Here is an 18,445-nt window from a genome sequence, read left to right as displayed (position 1 = left end):
AATATCCATCCTGTAGTATCCAAAATATCATGATTATCAGGTTTCAAGTTTAAAGCTTTTTTAGCTAAATCATAGGCTATACCATAATATTGATTAGTATTTTCAACTAACTTATAACCCAGAAAAGCATAAGCTTGGGCATCATCTGGTTTGATTAAATTAATTATTAGCTGTATATCCTGCTCAAATTTATCCAGTTGTTTTAATTCATAAAATAGGAAAGCTCTGATAAATAGCAAACTGCTGTCATTAGGTATTAATTTAATTAATCGATTGTAAATAACTACTGCCTCATTAAGATAACCCTCTGTTGCAAATTCTTTTGCCTTGTGGGTTAAAATATAAACGGCATTATCATCATTTTCTAAATCTATAGGCATATTTTGAAGAAGAATAATAGCTTTATCTGAGTTTCCTTTTTTAAGTAAAATTTCAGCAATTCCTGTTTGACTTAACAAGAAGTTAATTCCTCCATTAACTTTCTTATATAGCGATAAGGCTTTTTCTAAGTTGCCTTCTCTCTTTGATATTTCCCCTAATAGATGATAGGCTTCGTTCGTCATTGCTTTCATTCTAAGTAATTTATTAGCATACTCCGTTGCTTGTTCTACTTTTTCCGTTTCTAAATAAAAAGAGGCTAAACGATATACAAATTCAGATTTTATAGTTGTTTCCAACTCAAATTTATTCAAAACTTTTAATAAAATATTAACAGCCTCTTCTGACTTTCCCTCATCCCACAGATATTTACTTTGTCTAAAGAATGTGCTAATTGCGATATGTTCTGCGTTAAAGTTTAATTCATTATCAAGTTTTAAAGCTTGTTTTAATTTTATTAGTGCTAAATCTATCTCATAATTTTCTATCAGTTCTTTAGCTTCTTCTATTAACTTTGCAGCAGTATAAATTTGATTTGACTTCAGTTCTGAGTCAAAAGTTAAAGTAGAGTCTAACTTTAGAGCTTCTTTAAATTGATTTATTGCATTGCTGATTGCTCCAACTTTTGCTAACCCTCTACCTTGTTTAAGCAAACGTGACACTGGGTAATGAACGTTATCACAAAGTTTTCTATCCTCTTTATTAATAGTAGTATTATTTACCAAATAAGGGTTTATCCAATTACAACCTCGTACTAGTAAGCTGTCTAAATTCAAATCCCAAAATCTAATTTGATTTATACTTAACGAAATCAGTAAGTCTGTAGATTTATTAAATTTGATAAATTGAACAAGGTCAGAGTCATTATGCCAAAACCTTTCTATCTCTTTTTTACTATCCATAGTCCATATTCTGATAGATGAATCATGACTTCCTGACACTAAAAATTTACCATTAGAAGTGAAGTCGATGCTAGACACATCATGAGGGTGTCCCCATAATCTCTTTATTTTAGAGCCATCATCAATATTCCAAAGAATGATAGTTCTATCAGAACTTCCAGAAGCCAATATATTTTTATCAGTAGGACTAAATTTCAAACTATTAACCCAAACATCATGTTTTTCTAAGATGTTTAATAATCCAACAGAATTATAATTTGAAAAGGCTAACAGCTTTTTTTCTTCAAAATCATTAAAAACAATATCTACTACCATAGCAAAACCTGCTTTAAATTCAATAATTTTTTCCTTTGTTAATAAATCCCACACAATAATCATATTTTGAGTATCACTAATAGCTAGAAATCTATCATCTGGGCTAAAAGTAACTCTAATTATGTCGTTGGAAGTTCCTTGCAAAGTTAATTTTTCTTGTTTTTCTATAATATTCCATAAGACAATATCATTATTAAAATTTTGTACAGCTAATATATTTCCCTTACTATTAAATGCCACTGAACCCGAATAGTTTAAACTACTAAGCATTTCTTTATTAACAGTATTCCATAAAGTGATAGGAGTTCCCCCTATAGCAAATACGTTACCATCAGGAGTAAAATCTATATTTTCAGAATAATCTATCAAATTATCTTCTCTAACTATTTCTTTTACAAGATTTTCATCATTTATAAAAAATAACTTTATAGTGTTTTCTGTGTTACCTAAAATTCCCTTATTTACTATAGCAAACGATTTTTCATTGTAATTAAAAGAGAGGTTTATTGTAGTAGTAGAATCAAATAATATATTTCTGTCTACTTCCCATGAATCTGAACCTAAACCTTCTGATTTTCTCCATAATTTAACATTACTATAAAGGGGATTATTTTTGGATAAATTGATTGTATAAAAGTTTCCAATGGACACAAAAAAACTACCGTCAGCACTAAACTGAACATCATAAACAGGCTCGGAATGCTCTTCTATAGAATTAAGCTCTTTACCAGTTAAAATATCCCAAAACTTTATTGTTTCGTCATCACTACCAGAAACTAATACATCTCCATTTGGTGAAAAGTTTACACTATTTACTTTTAAGCTGTGTCCTGCTAAAGTCAATATTTCTTTTTTATCATTAACAGACCAAACTTTTATTGTTGAATCCTCACTGGCAGAAGCGATTAATTGGCTATCAGGACTAAAAGTTACATAATTAACTGAGCCACTGTGTCCCAACAAAGTTTTAATTTCTTCTGCTTTCTCAGCACTCCACAGTTTAATAGTTTCATCTTGGCTTCCAGATATAACTAAGCCACCATCAGTGCTAAAGTCTATACTAGTAATAGGTTTAGAGTGCCCTTCTAATTGAGCAATTTCTTTATTTAAATCCATATCCCAAAGCCTAACTACATTATCTATACCACCTATGGCAAATATATTTTTAGTAGGATTATATTTAATGCTTGTAATTTCTACTTCAGTAGTAATAGATTTTAACTCTTTACCATTTACATCCCAAATTTTAATAGTTCCTTGTAATGAACCTGCAATTATTAAATTTCCAGTCTCATCAAAATCAAAACTAGATATTTCAAATTCATTTTCCGCTATTCTATTTTTTTCATAAATATCATCTACTATTCTTCGTAAATTAAAAATTGTTTCATCTCTAATATCCACAGGCACGTTTTGTAATTGATTTAGACTAATACCTGCTTTTAATCCTGCAAGCAAAGCACTTAACTCGTCACCAGATTTAAAAAGGGCACTAGAAGATTGATTCAAAGCTTTTACACTGTTGATTTGAGCCAGTTTTGATTGTTTTTTCGCTTCTTGCGCATTAGCTTCAGCAATAACAATTTGATTTTTTAATTCTTGCCCGCGTTGCTGGGCTATCTTAGTTTGCGCTTTTGCTTCAATTTCAGCTTTCTCAGCTTTTTCTCTCTGAACAACTTCACTCTTCTTCGCATTCTCAGAACGAATCGCAAGAAACATCGATACCACTGTCAAAATCAACGCAACAATGAATCCAGTTATAATTGCTTTCTGACGTGCTGCTTTCGATGCTTCTAATTGGCGTTTTTGTTCTTCCTCACGACGTTTACGAGCCTCATAAGCCTGTTCACTATCTAACAATAATTGTAATCCCGCCTTACGCAAATCTTCTGCTAACTCACTCAATTTATCTGTCAATCGTTGCCGAATCATTCCCACTTGCTTCTCATTCAACAATGCCTCCGACGCTTGCCACTCTGCCATACCGCGCTGTAAAGTCTCCAAAGCCTGCTGCCGTGCCATCTCCCGCTCATCAAACCAACTGCGTACCTTCTCCACCATAAACTCATGCGATAACGAATAAGGCTTAAACTCATTTTCTTGTTCATGAGGATAAACATGTGGTAGTGGTTTTGGAGGACGTATCTCAATCACCCGATGCAAACGTAACTGCTCTAAAAAATGCTCTATCTCCTGCACCGCCACATCAGGCAACGCACGGCGTAAATCCGCCAATGACACAAACTTGCGCGTACCACCCGTATCAATCATCGCCTTCAATATCGAACGCACAATCGCGGCTTTCTCAAAATCACGGGCAATCTGCTCAATCGCTTTATCCAAATAAGTCTGTAAAATCGTCTGTACACCGCCTAACGACTGATATAAATTGGCATTAATAATCATCCGTTTACCATCAACCTGCATATAAGCTGCTTCATACAACTGATTGCACACAACCTGCAAATGTGGTGGATAAACGCCAATATGCTCCTCAGATTGCGCCATCAAATCCACTAACAACACATCTTTAACAAAATCCTCATCATAAAAAATCTGTTGTTGCTCAAGATGTTCCAACGGCTCGACAATCGCCTGTTTTGCCTCATCCTGACTCAAAGGTAATAAATTTAATCGCGAGGAATCAATGATAAAATGAGGAAGGGCTGTCTCAAACTCTGCCAACATTTGCCCTAAAAAATCCTGACGCAACACAAATAAAAAATTCACCTGCTCAGAGGTCAAGGAACTGTTGACGCATTCGGCTAAAGCTTGGATAAACTGATGACGCAAGGTAGGAGGGACGTTGACAAAAAAACGCTCAAATTGGTCAAAAACCACCACGATATGCTTTTGAGTTTCAAGCACTTTACCTAATAATTGCAATAAGGAAGGACTGAGCTGCTCGGCTGTTAATAATTCATGCTGCACGAAATAATATTGAAATTCATCAAGCGGTTTAGCATATTCAGAAAAAACCACACAAATATAAGCATTTTCCTCCAAACGTGGGATAATTCCCGCATTCACCAATGAACTTTTACCCGAACCCGATGCACCATTGATAATCAAAGTTTTATAACGCGCAACTTTACCAGCAAATGCCTCTGTAACTGCCGCACGACCATAAAAAATATCTTTATCAGAACGATCATAAGCGGTTAAAAATTTATATGGGGTGTTGGTTAACTTCTTTGCAGCTTGCTGATGAACATGAACAATCTTATCACCATCAATTTTGTCACCTTTGATTTTATCGCCAGCAATGAAATCGCCACCCATATCGTGAATATGAGCATTATGATGTTTATCTAATTCTGATGATTTTGACATAGAAGCTAGCCACCACTAAATATGATTTTTCTATTGAGACGAACAAAATAAGCTTTGAATTGCATTAATTGCTAGAATAACCAAAAAGACTTGCTTTGGATACACAAGCCAATTTTTTATAGGGCGTAAAGAAACTCTCAAACTAATTATTGAAAATCTACTGCTTAATCAAACTAACGGCTACATATTGCGCATACAATAAGAATCCTGTTTACCTCAAATTGCAACTACGTTATCATGCCGCGTTTAATCTGATTGCAGAGACTTTCGCCATGTCGAGTATACCCAGTAAAACCCTTGAAATCTTTGACAATCCAAATTCAGAACGTGATTATGCGATTCACATTGAAACCCCTGAATTTACTTGCCTTTGTCCTAAAACAGGTCAACCAGATTTTGCAACACTCTATTTAGATTATGTGCCAGATCAATCTTGTATCGAACTTAAGTCGTTTAAAATGTATATTTGGTCATATCGGGATGCGGGTGCATTTCATGAAGCGGTAACGAATCAAATGTTAAATGATTTTGTACAAATTTGTCAGCCACGCTTTATGCGTTTAACGGCAAAATTCAATGTTCGAGGCGGTGTTTATACAACCGTGGTTGCAGAACATCAGAATCCTGATTGGACACCAAAACCTCTGGTTCAACTTCCTTAATATTTCTGCTAATTGAAACGACCTATATTGTAAATATATTAATGAACTACGATGATTATGACAGTCCTTGGAAAGATGCAATAACTAATTATTTTCCAGAGTTTATGGCATTTTATTTCCCAAACGCATTTGAGCAGATTGATTGGCAACAGCCGTATCATTTTCTCGACCAAGAATTGCAACAAATTGTACAAGATGCCGAGCTGGGTAAACGGATTGTCGATCGTTTAGTACAAGTGGAAACATTGCAAAATACCCAGCAATTAATCTATATCCATATTGAAATTCAAGGGCAAAAAGAAAGCGACTTTGCACAAAGACTATTTGTTTACAACTATCGTTTATTTGATCGCTATCATTGTCCGATCGCAACACTGGCAATTCTCGCAGATGATAATGCCAATTGGCATCCTCAGCAGTTTGGGTATGAAATATTTGGCTGTGAACACTATTTGAAATTTCCCAGTATCAAGCTATTAGATTATCAAAGCCATTTGACTGAATTACTGGAGCAAGATAATGTGTTTGCATTGATTACGGCTGCGCATTTATTAACCCGTCAAACCAAAAATGACAATCAACAACGTTTTAGCTTTAAATGGCAATTAACCCGTTTACTTTACGAGCGAAATTGGGATAAACAGCGTATTATTGATTTATTCAGTATCATAGATTGGATGATGCGTTTACCAAAAGAATTAGAGCAGCAATTGTGGAGTAACATCAATCAACTGGAGAGGAATCAAACCATGCGTTATGTAACATCTGTTGAGAGAATTGGAATGGAGCGTGGAATAGAACAAGGTATTTTGCAGGGAATGCAAGAGGGAATACAACAAGGTGAACAAAGTATCTTATTACGTCAACTAACTCGACGTTTTGGTATATTGCCTGAATCATTGCAAGAACGAATCAAACAAGCCAATTTAGAACAATTGGAATTATGGAGTGATGTGATTTTAACCGCCTCCAGCTTAGATGATATATTTGATAAGTCATCGTTATAAACGCTTTCTAAATAGAGATAAACCATGCGTTATGTGACATCTGTTGAGAGAATTGGAATGGAGCGTGGAATAGAACAAGGTATTTTGCAGGGAATGCAACAAGGGTTAGAAGAAGGAGTGCAACAAGGCGAACAAAGTATCTTATTACGTCAACTGACTCGACGTTTTGGAACATTGCCTGAATTATTGCAAGAACGAATCAAACAAGCTGATTTAGAACAACTGGAATTATGGAGCGATTTAATTTTAACCGCCTCCAGCCTTGAAGAGATTTTTGGCAATTTCACAGACTCAATATAAATAGACTTCAACTTTACGAAATAATATGCAATTTGAACTGATTACCCAACAAAATCAAGCCCGTCGCGCCAAACTCCATTTTGATAGAGGCATTATCGAAACCCCTGCGTTTATGCCCGTTGGCACTTATGGCACAGTGAAAGGCATGACACCTGAGCAAATCCGTGATACAGGAGCTGATATTTTGCTGGGCAATACATTTCACTTAATGCTGCGCCCCGGTACAGAAGTGATTCAAGCCCATGGGGATTTACACGATTTTATGCACTGGCAACGCCCAATTTTAACCGATTCGGGTGGCTTTCAAGTATTCAGTTTAGGCGAAATGCGCAAAATTACTGAAGCAGGTGTCACGTTTAATTCACCTGTGAATGGCGAAAAAGTGTTTTTAGACCCAGAAAAATCGATGCAGGTACAGCGTGAACTCGGTTCTGATATTGTGATGATTTTTGATGAATGTACGCCTTATCCTGCTACTGAAACCCAAGCCCGCGAATCAATGGAATTATCATTGCGCTGGGCAAAACGCTCTAAAGAGTCTCATGGGGATAATCCTTCGGCATTATTTGGGATTGTGCAAGGTGGGATGTATGAATCATTACGCCGTACTTCATTGGATGGCTTAATCGATATTGGTTTTGATGGCTATGCGATTGGTGGCTTGTCTGTCGGTGAGCCAAAAGATGAAATGTGGAAAGTATTAGATTGCCTTAGCCCGCATTTACCAACAGATAAACCGCGTTATTTAATGGGGGTTGGAACACCTGCTGACATTGTAGAAGCAGTGCGACGTGGCGTTGATATGTTTGATTGTGTGATGCCAACCCGAAATGCACGTAACGGTCATTTATTTACTTCTGAGGGTGTGATTCGAATCCGTAATAGTCAGCATCGTTATGATACCAACCCTTTAGACCCTGATTGCGAATGTTATACTTGTCAAAATTACAGTCGTGCTTATTTACATCATTTAGATAAAACCAAAGAAATTTTAGGCGCACATTTGAATACAGTGCATAATTTACACTATTATCAAAAACTTATGCGGGATTTGCGGCAAGCGATTGAACAGCAACAACTAGACGAGTTTGTCCAAGCCTTTTATCAGGCGACCAGTAAATAGTAGAACATCAATGGCATTAATTAAATGTATCAGTTGTAAAGCAAAGATTTCAAACAAAGCAACCCATTGTCCTAAATGTGGTAATCCGCAATTTGTGATTTGTGAAGAATGCAAAAATGACGTGTCTGTTTATCTAAAAGGGGATTGTCCTGAATGTGGCAACCCTGATATTCAAAACCAAATTGATGATTATTTTGCTGAACAAGAACAAATAGATAATGACGCGGCAACGGAACTACAACATAACAGCACCTCGAATACCGATGATGAAATTAAGTTACGTTTATTTGTCGGTTTATATTTCAGCTTACTCGTTCCTTATTGGGCAACAGAAGGGTTTGCACGCCACTCACTGCTAGAACTGTTTCCGATTAGCTTGGTGCTATTTGTATCGGGCGTATTGTTTCCCAAAGTATTTGGTATTATTACCTTTTTTGGTATCTTTTTTTATTTATATCAAGTCATCATACAATATTACATGTTGCTTTAAAAGTGAGAATATTAGGCTAGAAAAAAATAAAAAGCGGACAATGTGTTTTTCAAAGCGAAGGGATTGTTGATTAATAGCCTACTTTTATTGCTTGATTCTGAGGCTCATCTATTGAATTCTTACTTTGTGGACTTAATAATCTGATAAGGAGTACGGAGATTTAACGATAACGTACCCTATTTGCTGTTAGTTGATAGGTGTTCACTGAACAAAGGAGGCCGCGATGGTCAGCAAACTCACAGGTTGGTTGTTAGTAGGTGCATTCTGCCTATTTGCGCCACTCAGTTATGCAGAACAGTCCAAAATGGTTGGTGACTTTACTGTTCACTATAATGCGTTGAAAACAGGGTTTTTAACTCCTGAAATTGCGAAGAATTATGGCATTGTACGTAGTAAACAACGGGCAATGTTAACCATCTCTGTACTTAAAGGTGAGGCTGGAAGTGAAGTTGCAGTCTCTGCTCAAGTAACAGCCCAAGCAGTTAACCTAACCAAGCAGTTCAAACGAATTAATTTAAAACAAGTGAAAGATGGCGATGCACTATATTACATAGGTACATTCAAAATCTATAATGAAGAAATTTTTGATTTTACTTTAAATGTAACCCCTGAAGGTCATGAAGGAGAACCTGTTGAAATCACATTCCGGCAGCAGTTCTTTGAAGATTAAAATTATTTAAGTCTAAAAAATTCGTATTTATTAACAAGCTCTGTTTAATTTGCAGGGCTTTGTTATTTGTGGAAGTCGTTTGAAAGACCATGAAAATAAAGTAGATTAATTATAATCTCTTATAATAACAATAAACAAAACACTATTAAAATTCGTCATAAAATCGTATAATGAGGCGTTTAAGTAACTTATGAGTTGCTTAGTTTCCTGTTTATTTTGCTTTTTTTTGAGGGTGATAATAGTGTTAGAAGCATACCGCGCACATGTCGAAGAACGCGCCACACAAGGCCTCCCACCATTAGTTTTAACTGCTGAACAAGTTGCTGATTTAGTAGAGTTATTAAAAAATCCTCCAGCAGGTGAAGAAGACACATTAGTTAGCTTATTAGTCGACCGTGTCCCACCGGGTGTTGACGAAGCAGCTTATGTTAAAGCAAGTTTTTTGGCTGACGTTGCTAAAGGCAATGCATCTAGCCCGCTGATTAGCAAAGTAAAAGCAACCGAATTATTAGGCACTATGTTAGGTGGCTACAATATCCAACCTCTTATTGACGTTTTAGATGACGCAGAAGTGGGTGAAGTTGCAGTTCAAGCATTGTCTAGCATCTTATTAATGTTTGATGCGTATCATGATGTTGCTGAAAAAGCAGCGGCGAACAGTGCGAACGCGAAAAAAGTTGTAGAATCTTGGGCAAACGGCGAATGGTTTACTAGAAAACCTAAATTAGCTGAAGAAATCAAAATTGTTGTGTTTAAAGTCCCCGGTGAAACAAACACTGATGATTTATCCCCAGCAGGTGATGCTTGGAGTCGTCCTGACATTCCATTACATGCTAAAGCGATGTTGAAAACCAGCATGAAAGGTGGTTTAGACAAAATTGAAGAATTAAAAAGCAAAGGCTTACCATTAGCTTTTGTTGGTGACGTTGTGGGTACGGGTTCTTCTCGTAAATCTGCAATCAACTCTGTTTTATGGCACATGGGTCGTGACATCCCTTGCGTACCGAACAAACGTGTTGGCGGTGTGATCTTAGGTGGCAAAATCGCGCCTATTTTCTTTAACACAGCAGAAGACGCGGGTGCATTACCTATCGAATGTGACGTTTCTAAATTAGAAATGGGTGATGTCATCACGATTCATCCTTATGAAGGCAAAATCACCAACGAAGCTGGCGAAACGATTAGCACCTTTGAAATTACGCCTGCAACCCTCCCAGACGAAGTGCAAGCGGGTGGTCGTATTCCTTTAATCATCGGTCGTGGCTTAACAGGTCGTGCGCGTGAAACTTTAGGTTTAGGCGAAACGGAACTGTTCCGTAAACCTGTTCAACCTGATGACACTGGCAAAGGCTACACTTTAGCGCAGAAAATGGTCGGTAAAGCATGTGGCGTAACAGGTGTTCGTCCGGGTACTTACTGCGAACCTAAGATGACAACGGTGGGTTCTCAAGATACTACGGGTGCGATGACGCGCGACGAGTTGAAAGAATTAGCGTGTTTAGGTTTCTCTGCTGATTTGGTGATGCAAAGTTTCTGTCATACAGCGGCGTATCCAAAACCTGTTGACATCAAAATGCAGCATACATTACCTGATTTCATGCACACTCGTGGTGGTGTTTCGTTACGTCCGGGTGATGGTGTAATTCACTCTTGGTTAAACCGTTTAGTTATGCCTGATACTGTTGGTACAGGTGGCGATTCTCATACACGTTTCCCAATCGGTATCAGTTTCCCAGCGGGTTCTGGTTTAGTTGCGTTTGCAGCAGCTTTAGGTGTAATGCCTTTAAATATGCCTGAATCTATATTGGTTCGTTTCAAAGGTGACATGCAACCGGGTGTGACTTTGCGTGACTTGGTTAACGCGATTCCTCATGCTGCAATTCAACAAGGTTTATTGACTGTTGCTAAAGCGGGTAAGAAAAATATTTTCTCTGGTCGTGTGTTAGAAATCGAAGGTTTGCCAGATTTGAAAGTGGAACAAGCATTTGAATTATCTGATGCTTCTGCGGAACGTTCAGCGGCAGGTTGTGCGGTTTATTTGAACAAAGAGCCTATCATTGAGTACATGAGTTCTAACGTCACATTGATGAAATGGATGATTGCAAACGGTTATAAAGACCCACGTACTTTAGAGCGTCGTATTAAAGCGATGGAAGACTGGTTAGCAAATCCTGAATTGTTAAGCCCTGATGCAGATGCAGAATATGCAGCGGTTATCGAAATCGATTTGAGTGATATTAAAGAGCCTATCTTAGCGTGTCCTAATGATCCAGACGACGTTAAATTATTGTCTGAAGTGGCTGGCACTAAGATTGATGAAGTGTTCATCGGTTCTTGTATGACAAATATTGGTCATTATCGTGCAGCGGCTAAAGTATTAGAAGGTCAAGGCACAGTACCAACCCGTATGTGGGTTACGCCTCCAACCCGTATGGATGAGCATCAGTTGATTGAAGAGGGTGCTTATTCTACATTCGGCGCGGCAGGTGCACGGACTGAAATGCCGGGCTGCTCATTATGTATGGGTAACCAAGCGCGTGTAGGCGATAACACAACTGTGGTTTCTACTTCTACTCGTAACTTCCCTAACCGTTTAGGTACAGGTGCAAACGTTTACTTGGGTTCTGCGGAATTAGCGGCGGTCAGTGCGTTATTAGGTAAAATCCCAACCATGGCAGAGTACATGCAGCACGCTGATAAGCTCACACCAATGGCGGATAATATCTACCGTTACTTGAATTTCCATGAGTTACCAGAATATAAAGAAGTGGCTGATAAAGTGATTCCTATCACAGCCGTTTAATTTGGCATTAATTAGTTGATTAAAAAGAAGGCAAGTCTCAGGTTTGGGGCTTGTCTTTTTTGTTATTATAATTGGCTAGTAATTCACGCACGTTATGTCATCGGCAGAATTTTGCAGTTTTTGTAATGCCCAAATCCTTTTATATACCCCCTTTAATATGATAACCTATCTAAATTATTTACTGAATAACTCTTGCCTAAGGATTTTTTATGTCAGATGAACACAATGACAATAGTAAAAATGACTTAACTACAAATATTGTTCAACCTACACCAGCTAGTGATAACTCAATAACAACAGGAGGAGTGAGTGAAAAAGTTAGTACTATTGATAAGGCAACTTCTTCTATTATTGAAAAAGAGCAAGGGCGAGGTCTTGTCTCTAAAATTGTAAATGGAAATCCTAGACTTGCTAAACTGGTTTCAGAACATGAGCAAGCCTTGGCAAAAACCGAGTTTGGTTTTAGAGAAAAGGCTCTTTCTTTAGCAAGAACAGCTCAACTTCAAGCAATTGAAGAGGTTTTCAATGATTTTTTACTTAAAGGTAAAACTAATATACGAGCTGAGCGACATCAATTTTTCAACGCCAGATTAACTGAACTCAGACGAGATAAAGAACGAACGGTACAACTTTTTCATGAAGATATAGAAAAGGCGTACAATCGCCTAGAAAATATCAAGCACGAGAAACTCCGACAGAAAGAAGAAGAGAGAATTGATTCAATGATCGCTAGATTTTATGATATATTTGAAAGCTTAGAAAATGATTTCAACAAGATTTTAAATGAAAATGTTAAAAGCTAGGTTTTTTCATTCATGAAAGATGTTATTTTTTGGCTTTCTGGAACTAGCCATGAAGTTTTAAATAAATGTGGAGAGCCAGAGCAACGTAAATATATTGCTGTAGGTCTTACTGTTTTTATTCCTGCAATAATGGCATTTATTGCAGGACAATATACTGTCTCAATATTTACAGATAATATATTTGCTATTTACATAATCTCGATTATTTGGGCATTTTTTGTCTTGCTAATTGATATTGTGCTACTTGCTACTGCTCGTCCTATAGCTTGGGATGATGGACTTAGTATATCATCCTTAATTATAAGGCTTTGTATTGCAATTATTTTAGGTCTTTCTATTTCACATCCTGTTGTATTATATATATTTAAAGATGAAATTAGTGCAAAAATAGAAAGTAGGAGATTAGTTGAGCTTGAAGAGATACGAGCTTCTTATAGAAAGGAGGGTGAATTATATCAACAAGAAAAAGAAACTCTATATGATGAGTGGGCTAAACTGTCTAATAAACAAGCTAGAGAACTCCAAAAATATCAGTCAATTGATGGCTCTTTAACTAATAATGACTCTTCGACTGATAAGTCAATCAATAACAATAAGATAAATCCTACAAGCAAAAAATCAAATAGCAATTTAAAAATAAAAGGGAAACCAAATAACACTTTAAGTAATGCTGAAAAAAAGCTAAAAAACGACTTAGACAGTTTGTTAGCAAAAAGAAGTAAGTTTGAAAAAGAGCAGTCAAAATTAAGAAAAGAGTTTACTAATGAGGTTTATGGTAACGGTCTGTCTGGCAAACCTGGATACGGGGTTGCAGCCCGAAAAATAGAAAATGAGATAAATGTAGTTTTAGTAAAAATTCAAAATATGGACAAGAATATTGAGAGTATTAATATACAAATAGATAAAATCAGAACTACTAGACTGTTAGAATATGAAAAAACACAACAAGCTACTAGAAAAAAAGAACAAGAGGAAGAGGCTAGACTAAGAAATCGGCAAAAAAAATTAGAAGCTAAAACAGAACAGGAAAGGGAAAGACAGTATGAAATTATGTCTAAATCTTACCAAACTCAATTACAAGTTATTGGAGAAAAACTACTTCAGAAAGAAAAGACAATATCTGAATTAAATAACCAAAGAGATACAGCTATTGCAGCATTGTCAGAAAATCCTAAACAAGACATATTAGCAAAGACCCTTGCTCTTGATAGCATATTTCAAAATAAAGAAGAGGGGGGGGATTTTGCTCGTAGTGTTTATTATATATTAACTATCTTATTTGTATTAATTGACATGGTAGCTATTATTGCAAAAAGTCTTGCCTTTCACCAAGGAAGTATTTATGCCAAACTTCTAAAACTCCATACCCAAGAAGTTATTTTAAAGGAAACTAATAAGCACGAAGAAATCCAAGAAAACATCATTTATGAACAGTATGCAAGAGAAGATAAACATAATATCGACAGAGGCAAACAAAATCGAAATGTTAAAAATACAATAGAAACAACTAATTACGAACAACTTGTTGTGGCAAAAGCTACAAGAGAAGTTCAATCAGTAATTCACAAATTGGAAGCTAAGTATGATAAGCAAGATAATGTAATTAAGCATAGTTTAGAAGCTACGAGGGTAACAGATTTTGTAAATGTAAGTGGCAAATCTACAGAAAACTTTATAAATGTAATCAATAATAGAGAAAAAATAACTTTATCAGTAAAAGATGCAGAGTTACAAAAAACCATTTCAGATAAGGAAAAACACTTAATTAATGAATTAGTTGAAAAATTCTATGAAGATCATGAAGCACAAGTCTCCTCTTTTTTTGATGATAGACAATTTACAAATACTTCAGAAGAATAATAGCTCGCTACCAAACTCAGTTTAGTAGTGTCTGTCCAAGAAGCTCAACTTCAAGTGCGCAAGCGGGGCTTCAACCTTTTGCCTGCATGAAATAATCTCCACTTCAATCAATTCCTTAATAATTTCAAATACAGTCATTGAGTTTTCAGTAAATCACATCTAAAATGTATATCAAATGAAATACATTGAGATACAAAAATGAAAACAGCTATTATTAATGCTCGTGTCAAACCTGAGCTAAAACAAGATGTAGAACAGATACTCTCACAACTGGGCATTACAACAACCCAAGCCGTCACCATGTTTTTTGAACAAATCAAACTAAAACGCGGTATTCCATTTGACTTAGTTTTACCAAATGAAGAAACGCTTGCTGCTATCAAAGATGCTGAAACCAATCAAAATTTAGAAACGGTCAGTATTGAACAACTTAAAGCACAAATGACACAATGATATTAGTGCAAACAAAAGCCTTCATTCGTGATAGCAAAAAGCTCAAAATGAGCGATAAACACTTCACTAAATTTGTAGAATATCTTTACTTGCTGTCACATAAAAAAACATTGCCGCCAGAAGCAAAAGATCATGAATTGATTGGAAACTGGAAAAATTTCAGAGAATGCCATATCAGTGGAGATTTATTGCTGATTTATCAAATTGAAGACGAAACAATAAAGTTAGTCAGAATGGGTAGCCATAGCCAGTTGTTTGATTAGCCCTTAACTCGCTACCAAACTCAGTTTAGTAGTGTCTGTCCAATATGCTCAGCTTCAAATGTGCAAGTAGAGCTTCAACCTTTTGCCTGCATGAAATAATCCCCACTTCAATCAATCCCTTGTATTTCAGATAATTGACGTTTATTAATGACACAATCTCGCAAATATAAATTAATCAAAGCTTGATATGGAATATTATTTTCATCCGCTAATGACTGGAAATATTCAATTGAATCACAGTCAAGCTCAATAGTAACAGGCTGTTTTAAATACTTTAGATAAGGATTTTTTTGTCCTTTCATTTTTGAAAAATCATAATGCTCTCTCATTATCGATTACTCCAATAAGCTTGTGCTTCATCTTTATCCGCTTTTCTAGCAGAAATTACTCTAACAACGGTTTCTGCTTGCCTATAACAATGACAAACAATAAGCGTATCTGGTTTAAGACTTGTACCTAACAAAATATAACGTTCTTCATACTCAGAATGGTCAGGATCATAAAACTGAATGGCATACTCATCATAAAAAACAGTCTGGGCTTCTTCAAAAGAGATACCATGTTTTTTCTTGTTTATCTTATTTTTCTGCTCATCCCACTCAAATTTTAGCTCTTTCATAGACAAATTGTAGATATTAGTTATGGTAAAATCAATTTGTTGTTAACAGAAAACACTTAAGCCCACCGATGATGCACTTCAATCAATCTTGCAAAAATAAATTTGTAAATGGCTCAAAACTTTAACTGAGCATCCACACCACGCCGCTTTAACAAAATATGACAAACTTCCGTCATCACTGGCACAGTCGTAATCAAATCATCATCCAGCGTTTTTAACACCTTCACAGCTCTTATTATGATGCTTATCTCGATTATCACCCAACGCAATCCAAAACCCACTATCAACAATAATCACAATTTATCATCCAAATAAATCTCATTCTTATAATTTTCTGACAAATTGCCATCACCTTCCATACAACCAATAAAACCTGTTTCCTGTAATATCTGAAAAGCCTTAGATGATTTATGTTGTTGCTGTTCATACAACACATCAATCCCTTTTTGAATTAAGGACTCAAGCTGCATATTCAACTGCTGTTCAAGATAATGAATTTTCTCTACATGCTGTTCATCTAATTGGATGTTAATATTCACAATATTCAAACCTTTAGTATCATTTATCCTTTCATCATGTTCTATTAAAGCTTAAATTTCAAGCACCTATTTCATTACTCTAACAGTAAAAACATATCGCTCGCTACCAAACTCAGTTTAGTAGTGTCTGTCCAAGAAGCTCTGCTTCAAATGTGCAAGCGGAGCTTCAACCTTTTGCCTACATGAAATAACTCCCACTTCAACCAATCTTGTCAATAATCTTGATTCAGACAACTAACAAAAACAATGCTATAGTTAGCTTATTCTCAGCTATCCAGAGTAACAATATGCAGAATATAGAACTAAGCAAATTGCCATTACAAGCCCAAACTGAATTACTCGACTTCTATGAATTTCTATTACAAAAATACACAAAAACACAACCTAAAAATAACCAATTTGAACAATTTTTATCAACACCAATAGAAGTACAACAAGCACAAAATTGGACAAGAGAAGAATTACATGAACGCTAAAGTATTTGTTGATACCAATATTTTCGTTTATGCCAAACTTTTTAACGCAAAAGAAAAACTCAAATATCAAAAGGCAGTTTCATTTTTTAACAATCAAACTAATCAGGTTATCATTAGTACACAAGTGCTAAATGAATTTTCAAACGTATTACTCAGACACAAAGTAACAGATAACGCAATCATTGCTGCTGTAAATGAAATAGCACAAGTAACAAAAGTATCCCCGCTTACACTAGAAACAGTCCAAAAAGCTTGGCAAATTAAACAACAATACCATTTCTCTTACTGGGACAGTCTAATTATCAGTGCAGCATTATTGGAAAATTGTGAAACACTATTTACAGAAGATTTGCAACATGGGCAGCTAATAGAAAAACAATTAGTTATCCAAAATCCATTAATTTAACTCGCTACCAAACTCAGTTTAGTAGTGTATGTCCAAGAAGCTCTGCTCCAAGTGTGCAAGCAAAACTTTAACTTGTCCTGCATTTGCTATAATTAGCTTAGAAATATAGTCTAAAAAAGAGCTAATCATGAATCAGCAAGAAATTATCAATCTCATAAAAACCACACCTTTCGACCATATCAAAATTGCTCAACTCAGTAATGGCGTTATCGATATACAAATTTTACCCTTAAAACAAACTCAACCTAACAATCCTGTTAATGAAATACTCACACGTCAAAACCAAAGAAAGGCAATGACCACGGAAGAATTACAAGTCATACGAGAACAAAGAAATGTTCAAGAATGCCATCCAGACTTTGATTTTTGGGAATCTTTACAACAATTTCGAGAAGAAACTGATTTAAGCTTATTTGAAAAAGATATTTTTGAAAATTTAAGAGACAGAGATACAGGGCGTGATGAGGTAATATTTTAATGTATTTGCTTGATACTAATATCATTTCAGAATCAACAAAACCTAATCCATCTCTCTCAGTATTGCGTAAATTACACCTACATAAAGATAAACTTTGCATTTGTATTTTTGTCTGGCATGAGTTGTTATTTGGTTTGCATTGTCTGCCACAATCTAAAAGACGAGAAAGGTTAACGCATTATTTATACAAAACAATTCATCCTTTACCTTTATATTCGTATGATTTAGAAGCTGCTGAGTGGTATGCCATAGAAAGAGCAAGACTAAAAGTGACTGGTAAAACACCTGCCATTATTGATGGACAGATTGCCGCTATTGCAAAAGTGAATAATTTGGTTTTAGTGACTAGAAATACGGCAGATTTTAAATATTTTTCAGATACTCAAATTGAGAATTGGTTTATTGAATAATATTGCTGATGCTGTACAGTTGAAAAAGGCAAATCTCAGGTTTGGGGCTTGTCTTTTTTTATTTCCATGTATAAGGTTAAAACCTTCGCCTTTCAGGCGAACAGATTTATCTCCCTAAACTCAAGAATGGCTTATAATATGAGAGATGGAATACA

At 35.7% G+C, this 18,445-nt stretch carries 19 protein-coding genes; 15 read left to right on the top strand and 4 right to left on the bottom strand.

Annotation, left to right across the window (positions count from 1 at the left end; genetic code table 11):
* Window positions 1-4,928, bottom strand: a 4,928-nt coding sequence (locus tag ABXH34_RS11325) for an nSTAND1 domain-containing NTPase (protein WP_353571994.1), incomplete at its 3' end; no start/stop codon positions are given.
* 272 nt (window positions 4,929-5,200) lie between these two features.
* Here ABXH34_RS11325 and queF point away from each other — a divergent pair.
* The 11 genes from queF (at window position 5,201) to ABXH34_RS11270 (ending at window position 15,362) form a co-directional block, all read left to right on the top strand.
* A complete protein-coding gene (queF, locus tag ABXH34_RS11320; protein WP_353571995.1) occupies window positions 5,201-5,590 on the top strand; it encodes a preQ(1) synthase in 390 nt (129 codons plus the stop codon).
* A 41-nt stretch (window positions 5,591-5,631) separates the two neighbouring features.
* Window positions 5,632-6,597 (top strand): DUF4351 domain-containing protein, encoded by a 966-nt coding sequence (locus tag ABXH34_RS11315; protein WP_353571993.1) that lies wholly within the window; start codon window positions 5,632-5,634, stop codon window positions 6,595-6,597.
* Between the two features lie 24 nt (window positions 6,598-6,621).
* The gene (locus ABXH34_RS11310; RefSeq protein WP_353571992.1) at window positions 6,622-6,897 is read left to right on the top strand and encodes a DUF4351 domain-containing protein; all 276 of its coding nucleotides are present in this window, start codon (window positions 6,622-6,624) and stop codon (window positions 6,895-6,897) included.
* A 25-nt stretch (window positions 6,898-6,922) separates the two neighbouring features.
* On the top strand, window positions 6,923-8,020 hold the full coding sequence (gene tgt, locus ABXH34_RS11305) for a tRNA guanosine(34) transglycosylase Tgt (protein ID WP_353571991.1): 1,098 nt from the start codon (window positions 6,923-6,925) through the stop codon (window positions 8,018-8,020).
* A gap of 10 nt (window positions 8,021-8,030) precedes the next feature.
* On the top strand, window positions 8,031-8,510 hold the full coding sequence (locus ABXH34_RS11300) for a hypothetical protein (protein ID WP_353571990.1): 480 nt from the start codon (window positions 8,031-8,033) through the stop codon (window positions 8,508-8,510).
* Window positions 8,511-8,733: 223 nt separating this feature from the next.
* Complete coding sequence (locus ABXH34_RS11295) at window positions 8,734-9,180, top strand: DUF4426 domain-containing protein (RefSeq protein WP_353571989.1); 447 nt, start codon at window positions 8,734-8,736, stop codon at window positions 9,178-9,180.
* A gap of 241 nt (window positions 9,181-9,421) precedes the next feature.
* A complete protein-coding gene (gene acnB / locus ABXH34_RS11290; RefSeq protein ID WP_353571988.1) occupies window positions 9,422-11,983 on the top strand; it encodes a bifunctional aconitate hydratase 2/2-methylisocitrate dehydratase in 2,562 nt (853 codons plus the stop codon).
* Between the two features lie 209 nt (window positions 11,984-12,192).
* A complete protein-coding gene (locus ABXH34_RS11285; protein ID WP_353571987.1) occupies window positions 12,193-12,786 on the top strand; it encodes a hypothetical protein in 594 nt (197 codons plus the stop codon).
* A 12-nt stretch (window positions 12,787-12,798) separates the two neighbouring features.
* Window positions 12,799-14,646, top strand: coding sequence for a DUF4407 domain-containing protein (locus ABXH34_RS11280; protein WP_353571986.1), 1,848 nt, complete (start codon window positions 12,799-12,801; stop codon window positions 14,644-14,646).
* 198 nt (window positions 14,647-14,844) lie between these two features.
* Window positions 14,845-15,099 carry a type II toxin-antitoxin system RelB/DinJ family antitoxin gene (locus ABXH34_RS11275; protein WP_353571985.1) on the top strand — a complete coding sequence of 85 codons (255 nt, stop codon included), beginning with the start codon at window positions 14,845-14,847 and terminating at the stop codon, window positions 15,097-15,099.
* Complete coding sequence (locus tag ABXH34_RS11270; protein ID WP_353571984.1) at window positions 15,096-15,362, top strand: type II toxin-antitoxin system RelE/ParE family toxin; 267 nt, start codon at window positions 15,096-15,098, stop codon at window positions 15,360-15,362. Before ABXH34_RS11275 ends, ABXH34_RS11270 begins: the two co-directional genes overlap by 4 nt.
* A gap of 107 nt (window positions 15,363-15,469) precedes the next feature.
* On the opposite strand, the gene ABXH34_RS11265 is transcribed toward ABXH34_RS11270, so the two are convergent.
* The 3 genes from ABXH34_RS11265 to ABXH34_RS11255 all read right to left on the bottom strand — a co-directional run bounded on the left by ABXH34_RS11265 (window position 15,470) and on the right by ABXH34_RS11255 (window position 16,520).
* Window positions 15,470-15,691, bottom strand: a complete 222-nt coding sequence (locus tag ABXH34_RS11265) for a BrnA antitoxin family protein (protein ID WP_353571983.1) — start codon at window positions 15,689-15,691, stop codon at window positions 15,470-15,472.
* The gene (locus tag ABXH34_RS11260; protein WP_353571982.1) at window positions 15,691-15,981 is read right to left on the bottom strand and encodes a BrnT family toxin; all 291 of its coding nucleotides are present in this window, start codon (window positions 15,979-15,981) and stop codon (window positions 15,691-15,693) included. Before ABXH34_RS11260 ends, ABXH34_RS11265 begins: the two co-directional genes overlap by 1 nt.
* A gap of 293 nt (window positions 15,982-16,274) precedes the next feature.
* Entirely contained in the window at window positions 16,275-16,520 is a 246-nt protein-coding gene (locus ABXH34_RS11255; protein ID WP_353571981.1) for a hypothetical protein, read from the bottom strand.
* Window positions 16,521-16,807: 287 nt separating this feature from the next.
* Between ABXH34_RS11255 and ABXH34_RS11250 the strand changes: the two genes are divergently transcribed.
* From ABXH34_RS11250 to ABXH34_RS11235, 4 genes are all read left to right on the top strand, one after another.
* Complete coding sequence (locus tag ABXH34_RS11250) at window positions 16,808-16,996, top strand: DUF2281 domain-containing protein (protein ID WP_353571980.1); 189 nt, start codon at window positions 16,808-16,810, stop codon at window positions 16,994-16,996.
* Window positions 16,986-17,402: a PIN domain-containing protein gene (locus tag ABXH34_RS11245; protein ID WP_353571979.1), complete on the top strand. Its 417-nt coding sequence runs from the start codon at window positions 16,986-16,988 to the stop codon at window positions 17,400-17,402. Before ABXH34_RS11250 ends, ABXH34_RS11245 begins: the two co-directional genes overlap by 11 nt.
* A gap of 127 nt (window positions 17,403-17,529) precedes the next feature.
* Complete coding sequence (locus ABXH34_RS11240) at window positions 17,530-17,880, top strand: hypothetical protein (RefSeq protein WP_353571978.1); 351 nt, start codon at window positions 17,530-17,532, stop codon at window positions 17,878-17,880.
* Window positions 17,880-18,290 (top strand): type II toxin-antitoxin system VapC family toxin, encoded by a 411-nt coding sequence (locus tag ABXH34_RS11235; protein ID WP_353571977.1) that lies wholly within the window; start codon window positions 17,880-17,882, stop codon window positions 18,288-18,290. Before ABXH34_RS11240 ends, ABXH34_RS11235 begins: the two co-directional genes overlap by 1 nt.
* Window positions 18,291-18,445: the final 155 nt, after the last annotated feature.

This window comes from Candidatus Albibeggiatoa sp. nov. BB20 (assembly GCA_016744725.1).
In the GTDB taxonomy this organism is placed as follows: domain Bacteria; phylum Pseudomonadota; class Gammaproteobacteria; order Beggiatoales; family Beggiatoaceae; genus Albibeggiatoa.
The sequence above is the reverse complement of the archived record's forward strand: the minus strand, read 5'-3'. Positions and strand labels throughout refer to the sequence as shown.